Below are 6735 nucleotides of genomic sequence, written 5' to 3' on the forward strand. Positions count from 1 at the left end.
CCGGCACCGGCTCGAGGCCGCCACCGGGCCGCCAGAGCGCCAGCGCGGACCCGGCGCCGCGGTCCAGCTGCAGGGCGACCCGCAGACCGGCCGGCCCGTCGGCGCTGCCGGGCGCCAGCGCGACCGGGTGCAGGAACACCCCCGACAGGTGCAGGCCGTCGGGGAAGCGCAGCGGATCGGTGCCGCCGATCACCCCCCAGCCGAGCCGGTCGGCGCCGGGCGCGTCGCTGCGCACCATGCCGAAGCGGGTGTCCGGGTCGAACAGCACCAGCCGGTCGTTGCTGCCCTCGCCGATCTCCAGCAGCGGGGTGGTCAGGCCGAGTTCGAGGTCGAGGACGACGGACTTCACGGTGGTGCCGGCGACCCGGTCCAGAGCGAGCAGCCGGCCGGTCCGGTCGAGCCAGACACCGCCGCCGTGCAGGCCGGGAAGTTCGGCGATCTGGGCGGGGGCGGTGCCGTCCGCGTGGACCAGCCAGACGGTGGTGACCGGGCGGGTGTCGGAGCCCAGCGCGACCGCGACCGGCCGCCCCGGCCCTGCGCCGGGCAGCGGCAGTACCCGCAGTCCGGGCAGCCGCAGCGCGGCGAGCTCCCGCTCCTCGGCGTACGGGCCGCCGGGCACCGCCGACAGCAGGACGAGGGCGTGCCGGTCGCCGTCGTGCCGGCAGGCCAGGACCCGGCCGTCCGGCAGCGCGACCAGCTGGGTGCGCAGGTGCTCCGAGCGGTTGCCCGGCAGCGGGAGGGCGGTCGGCTCGGCGGGGCCGTGGTCGGGCAGCCGCCAGCTCTCCGGGTACCAGCCGCCGTCGGGGCCGGCGGCCAGGCAGGCGGCGTGCGAGCCGTCGGCCGCGAAAGTGAAGCTCAGGCGGCGCAGGGCGTGGGCGGCACCGGTTCGGGCGGGGGTCTCGCTCACCGGGGGTCACCTCCGGTCGGCTTCCGGTCGTTCGGGGTGGGTGGGGGCAGTGGCCGCCGCTTGTGTGGCGGGCGGTGGTGTCGCGGCCGGCATCGACGTGGCGGTTGGCATCGACGTGGCGGTCGGCTGCGCTTCGGTGGCGAGGGCGGCGCGGACCCCGGCCAGCGGCAGGCGCCGTTCGGGCGCGCGTTCGCGCAGGGCGAGGACGACGGGGGCGAGCCGCCGGGCGGTGCCGCCCTCCCGGGCGGCGAGGGCGAGCCAGCGGGCGAGCCGCTCCTCGACCGGCCGGGCCTGCGGGAGGTCCTCCGGCAGCAGCGGGTCGTGGCCGGTGGCGAGCAGGAAGAGCAGGCCGCCGAGGGCGTACAGGTCGGCGGCCTGCTCGGTGCGGGCGATCCGCCGCAGGTGGTGGTGCTCGGGCGCGCGGTACCCCGGGGAGCCGGCGGAGCCGGCGACCGCGCCGGCCTCGGTGGCGAGCCGAAGGCCGACCAGGCGCAGCGCGCCGTCGGGCCGGACCATGACGTGCCCGGGGGAGAGGTCGCGCAGTACCAGCCGCTCGGCGTGCACGCGTTCGAGCAGGCCGGTGAGGGCCAGGGCCATCGGGCCGGCCTCGGCCCAGGGCACGTCGGCGCTGCCGTCCCGGCGGAGCCGGGCGGCGACCCAGCTGCCGAGCGGCCGGCCGGGGATGCGTTCCTGCACCAGGAAGAGCGAGTCGTCCTGTTCGATCAGTTCCAGCGGGCGGGGGGCGAGCTCCAGGCCGTCGAGCCGGCCGAGCAGCCGCGCCTCGTGCCTCAGCGCGGCCCGGGCGTCGGTGCCGGAGCGGCCCACCCCGGTCCGGGCGCGGGCCTGTCTGACCACCACGTCGGTGTCGGTGACGGTGTCCCGGCCGAGGAACACGCCGCCCGCGGCGCCGTTGCGCACCGCCGAGGTGAGGGCGTACCGGCCGCCCAGCAGTACCCCGCCCGGGCGCCGCCCGGCCACGGCGGGGCGGGCCGACCCCCTCCGCCCGGCCGACCCGTTCCGCCCGGCGGACCCCCTCCCCTCGACGGGGTCGACCGCCCACGGGGGTCTGCGGAAGCCCGCGGTGCGGGCGTCCTCGGCGGCGGCCCCGCCGGGTCCGGCCGGGATCGAGCGGTACGTGTCCCCGCTCCCCGGTTCGGCGTGGCCGGCGGTGGCGCCGAACCGGGGGTGCCCCCGGCGGCCGGGGGCGTAGGGCCGGTCCGGGAGCGCCACCGGGCCGGGCGGGCCGTGGGTGGCGTGGTGGAGTTCCTCGGCGGGCCGGCGGAATTGCGCGTCGTCGGCGGGCCGGGCCGGGCTGAATTCCCCGGCCGGGCCGCGGCCGCCGCTGCGGGAATTCAGCTCGTGGTGTTTCTCCCGGCCGGCGGCGAATTCGGCGGCGCAGGGGTCGGCGGCGGTGGCCGCGGCGACCGCGCCGGCCAGCTCGGCCGTGGCCTCGGCGGCCGGGCCGGTGTGCGGTCCCCAGCCCCGCGCGGGGAGGTCCCGGCCGAGCGGCCGGACCGTGCACCACGGGCCCTCGACGGCGGTCAGCCAGCCGCTGTCGTGGTCCTCCCCTGCCCCGGTGCCGGCCACGGCCGCCCGTACCAGCTCCACCAGCGTGCCGTCGCGGCCGGGCGGCCCGTCGTGGACCGGCCCGGGCCCCCCGGCCGGACGCAGCGGTGTGCCCTTCCCCATCCGCTTCACACCCCTTCGTCGCTGCCGGTCGGTCCTGGTGGATTCACGGGTGCCGCCTCCCGCTCCGCCGGTCCCGGCCCGGCGCCGGGCCGCCGTGAACGGCGCGGACCGGAGCGGAGTTCGGCAATTCGGCGGAGCGCCCCTTTTCCGACCCCCCTGGCCGGGGCAGCTCCCGTTTGCAGCACCGAAGTTACTTTCGGAAACGGGAGCCACTCAACGCCCCTCGGGTCACTTCACTCGTAAGGGTGATCTCGATTCGTTTTCGATTACGTGCGACCCCCGGCCTGTGGACCGCCGCGACCGCGTGGCACCCGGGCCGTCCGGCCGGGGAGGCGCCGATGCGCCCCGGCGCGCCGGTTGACGAGCAGCTGTACGGGTTGCCGGGACTGGGCCGGCTGCGCTTCGCGGTAGTCTCGACAGGTGCCGAAACTGTCCGACGTGATCACCGTGCTCGAAGAGGTCTACCCGCCGCGCTGGGCGGAGTCCTGGGACGCCGTCGGCCTGGTCTGCGGCGATCCCGGGGCCGAGGTGGAGCGCGTGCTGTTCGCGGTCGACCCGGTGCAGGCCGTCGTGGACGAGGCCGTGGAGTGGGGCGCCGACCTGATCGTCACGCACCACCCGCTCTACCTGCGCGGCACCACCAGCGTCGCCGCGACCACCTTCAAGGGCCGGGTGGTGCACACCCTGATCCGGGCCGGGATCGCTCTGCACGTCGCGCACACCAACGCCGACCACGCCGACCCCGGGGTCTCGGACGCCCTCGCCGACGCCGTCGGCCTGCGGGTCACCGGCCCGCTGGTGGCGGACCCGACCGACCCCGAGGGCCGCCGCGGCTCCGGCCGGATCGGCCTGCTGGAGCCGCCGCTGCCGCTCTCCGCGTTCGCGGCCCAGGTCGCCGCCGGCCTGCCGGCCACCGCCACCGGCGTGCGGGTGGCGGGCGACCCGGAGCGGATGATCGGCCGGGTCGCGGTCTGCGGCGGCTCCGGCGACAGCTTCCTGGCCGAGGCCCGGGCCGCCGGGGTGGACGCCTACCTCACCGCGGACCTGCGCCACCACCCCGTCTCGGAGGCCACCGAGGCCGCCCCGATCGCCCTGCTGGACGCCGCGCACTGGGCCACCGAGTGGCCCTGGCTGGGCCTCGCCGCCAGCGAACTGCTCACCGTCGCCAACCGCAACGGCTGGCTGCTGGAGGCCCGGGTCTCGGACCTGGTCACCGACCCGTGGACGGCGCACGCGCCGATGCCGTTCACCCCCTGACACCCCACGACGCGGCCCGCCCGCCGTCACCACCCGACCGCGTCGCCGGCTGACCGAACCCCAGCCGCCCGACTGACACCAGGAGCTCCCCGCTTGAACGCCGCGCCCGCCGACCAGATCCGCCTGCTCGACCTGCAGGCCATCGACTCCCGCCTCGACCAGCTGGCCCACCGGCGTCGCAGCCTGCCCGAGCACGCCGAGATCGACAAGGCCGGGGCCGACCACACCGCGCTCAAAGACCTGGTCGTCGCCGCCCAGGCCCAGCTCGGCGACACCACCCGCGAGCAGACCAAGGCCGAGGGCGACGTCGAGCAGGTCCGCGCCCGGGCCGCCCGCAACCAGCAGCGGATGGACTCCGGCGCTGTCACCTCCCCCCGGGACCTGGAGAACCTCCAGCACGAGACCGCCTCGCTGGCCAAGCGCCAGGGCGACCTGGAGGACGTGGTCCTGGAGGTCATGGAGCGCCTGGAGTCCGCCGAGACCCGGGTCACCGAGCTGACCGCCCGTCTGGAGCACGCCACGGTGGTGCTCAAGGAGGCCGAGGCCCGCCGCGACGCCTCCTTCGCCGAGATCGACGCCGAGGTGGCGAAGGTCCAGCGGGACCGCGAGGTGGTCGCCGCCGCCGTCCCCGCCGACCTGCTGAAGCTCTACACCCGGCTGCGCGAGCAACAGGGCGGCGTCGGCGCGGCCCGCCTCCACCAGCGCCGCTGCGAGGGCTGCCGGGTCGAGTTCGCGGTCTCCGACCTGAACGCGATCAAGGCCGAGCCGGCCGACGCGGTGCTGCGCTGCGACAACTGCGGACGGATCCTGGTCCGCACCGCGGACTCGGGCGCCTGACCCGGTGGCCCCCCGCAGACTGATCGTGGAGGCCGACGGCGGCTCCCGGGGCAACCCGGGACCGGCCGGCTACGGCGCGGTGGTCCGCGACGGCGACACCGGCCTGATCATCGCCGAGGCCGCCGAGTTCATCGGGCGGGCCACCAACAACGTCGCCGAGTACCGGGGCCTTATCGCCGGCCTGAAGGCCGCCCGCGCGATCGACCCGGACGCCGCCGTGGACGTCCGGATGGACTCCAAGCTGGTGGTCGAGCAGATGTCCGGGCGCTGGAAGATCAAGCACCCGGACATGCAGCCGCTCGCCGCCGAGGCGCGCACCGTCCTGCCGCGCGCCCAGGTCACCTACCGCTGGATCCCGCGCGAGCAGAACAAGGACGCCGACCGGCTGGCAAACGAGGCGATGGACGCGGGCCAGGCCGGCCGCCCGTGGGAGCCCGGGGCGCGCCCCGCGGCCTCGCCCGCGGTGACCGGGACGCCCCCGGTGGCCGAGGAGCCGCTCGCCGAGCCCGCCGCACCCAGGGCCGGCTGGGCCGCGCCCGCCGACCTCGGCACGCCGACCACCTTCGTGCTGCTGCGGCACGGCGAGACGCCGCTCACCCCGGAGAAGCGGTTCTCCGGCAGCGGCGGCAGCGACCCGGCGCTGTCCGAGAAGGGCCGCTGGCAGGCCGAGCGGGCCGCCGAGGCGCTGGCCGCCCGGGGCACCGTGCAGGCCGTGGTCTGCTCGCCGATGCAGCGCACCCGGCAGACCGCCCAGGCCGTCGCGGACCGGCTCGGCCTCGAGGTCCGGATCGAGGAAGGCCTGCGCGAGCTCGACTTCGGCGCCTGGGAGGGCCTGACCTTCGCCGAGGTCCAGCAGCGCTACCCGGCGGACCTCGACGCCTGGCTCGGCTCGGCCAAGGCGAAGCCCACCGGCAGCGCGGAGAGCTTCACCAACCTCACCCACCGCACGGGCGTCGCCCGCGACAAGATCCTCGCCCGCTACCCCGGGAAGACCGTGCTGGTGGTCTCGCACGTCAGCCCGATCAAGACCCTGGTCCGGCTGGCGCTCGGCGCCCCGCCCGACTCGGTGTACCGGATGGAACTGTCGGCCGCCTCGCTGTGCGCCGTCCAGTACTACTCCGACGGCAACGCCTCGGTGCGGCTGCTCAACGACACCGCCCACCTGCGCTGACGGGTGCGGGCCGACCCGGCCCCACCCGCCGGTGCCCGGCCGTCAGTGGATCTCCGCCACCACGACGTCCAGCTGCCACGGCCGGCGCGCGGTGCCCTGCGCGGACACCTCCACCCGGTGGCCCAGCTGCGCCAGCGCGTCCACCAGCTCGCCCGGCGAACCGGGCTCCAGCCCGGCCGTCAGCAGGTCGCGCACCAGCCGGCCCTTGGTCGCCTTGTTGAAGTGGCTCACCACCGAGCGCTTCAGCTCGCCGTCCACCTCGCGCTCGTGCAGCACCCGCACGGTCGCGGTCCGGGCGGCCACCTCACCGGCCGGCTTCCACGCCGCCGCGTACGCCGAACTGCGCAGGTCCAGCACCAGCCCGTCCGCGACCTCGGGGATCGCGCCGGCCAACGCGCCCCGCCAGTACGCTCCGAGCGCCCCCAGCGGCGGCAGCTTCACCCCCATCGCACAGCGGTACGGCGGGATCCGGTCACCGATCCGCACCGCGCCCCACAGCCCCGAGAACACCAGCAGCGACCGCTCGGCCCGCGCGTACGCCGCCTCGTCCAGCTTCGCCAGCCCCAGGTTGTCGAAGAGCACCCCGGTGTACACCTCACCGGCCGGCAGCGTGCCGGCCGCCGGCAGCCCGGCGTTGCGGGCCACCTCACCGCGCAGCCCCACGCTCAGGCCCAGCACCTCGCGGGCCGCTTCCTCGTCACCGGCGCACAGCTCCACCAGCGCCGCCAGCACGGCCGCCCGCGCCCCGGTCAGCCCGGGCAGTGACAGCGCACCGAGCTCGACCGGCGCCCCGGCCACCGAAGCGGCCTTCCCCTCCGACGGCGGCAGCAGGACCAGCACGGCGACACCCCTCAACAGTTTGTGGCAGCGAACC

At 76.9% G+C, this 6735-nt stretch carries 6 protein-coding genes; 3 read left to right on the top strand and 3 right to left on the bottom strand.

Features of this window, described 5'->3' with window-relative positions; translation table 11 throughout:
• Nucleotides 1-907 (bottom strand): hypothetical protein (locus AA75_RS22080; RefSeq protein WP_051813024.1); only part of this gene is annotated, 907 nt, incomplete at its 3' end.
• A gap of 6 nt (nt 908-913) precedes the next feature.
• On the bottom strand, nt 914-2596 hold the full coding sequence (locus AA75_RS22085) for a hypothetical protein (RefSeq protein ID WP_051813027.1): 1683 nt from the start codon (nt 2594-2596) through the stop codon (nt 914-916).
• 420 nt (nt 2597-3016) lie between these two features.
• Here AA75_RS22085 and AA75_RS22090 point away from each other — a divergent pair, with 420 nt between their 5' ends.
• The 3 genes from AA75_RS22090 (at nt 3017) to AA75_RS22100 (ending at nt 5861) form a co-directional block, all read left to right on the top strand.
• Nucleotides 3017-3853: a Nif3-like dinuclear metal center hexameric protein gene (locus AA75_RS22090; protein WP_033821907.1), complete on the top strand. Its 837-nt coding sequence runs from the start codon at nt 3017-3019 to the stop codon at nt 3851-3853.
• Nucleotides 3854-3946: 93 nt separating this feature from the next.
• On the top strand, nt 3947-4690 hold the full coding sequence (locus tag AA75_RS22095) for a zinc ribbon domain-containing protein (RefSeq protein WP_033821908.1): 744 nt from the start codon (nt 3947-3949) through the stop codon (nt 4688-4690).
• 4 nt (nt 4691-4694) lie between these two features.
• Nucleotides 4695-5861: a bifunctional RNase H/acid phosphatase gene (locus AA75_RS22100; protein ID WP_033821909.1), complete on the top strand. Its 1167-nt coding sequence runs from the start codon at nt 4695-4697 to the stop codon at nt 5859-5861.
• A 42-nt stretch (nt 5862-5903) separates the two neighbouring features.
• On the opposite strand, the gene yaaA is transcribed toward AA75_RS22100, so the two are convergent.
• Entirely contained in the window at nt 5904-6701 is a 798-nt protein-coding gene (gene yaaA / locus AA75_RS22105; protein WP_033821910.1) for a peroxide stress protein YaaA, read from the bottom strand.
• Between the last annotated feature and the right edge of the window lie 34 nt (nt 6702-6735).

The organism is Kitasatospora sp. MBT63 (assembly GCF_000710465.2).
Classification (GTDB): Bacteria; Actinomycetota; Actinomycetes; order Streptomycetales; family Streptomycetaceae; genus Kitasatospora.

Coding starts and splice junctions, on each gene's coding strand:
- AA75_RS22085 (WP_051813027.1), bottom strand. CDS start 2,596: ATGGGGAAGGGCACACCGCTGCGTCCGGCCGGGGGGCCCGGGCCGGTC.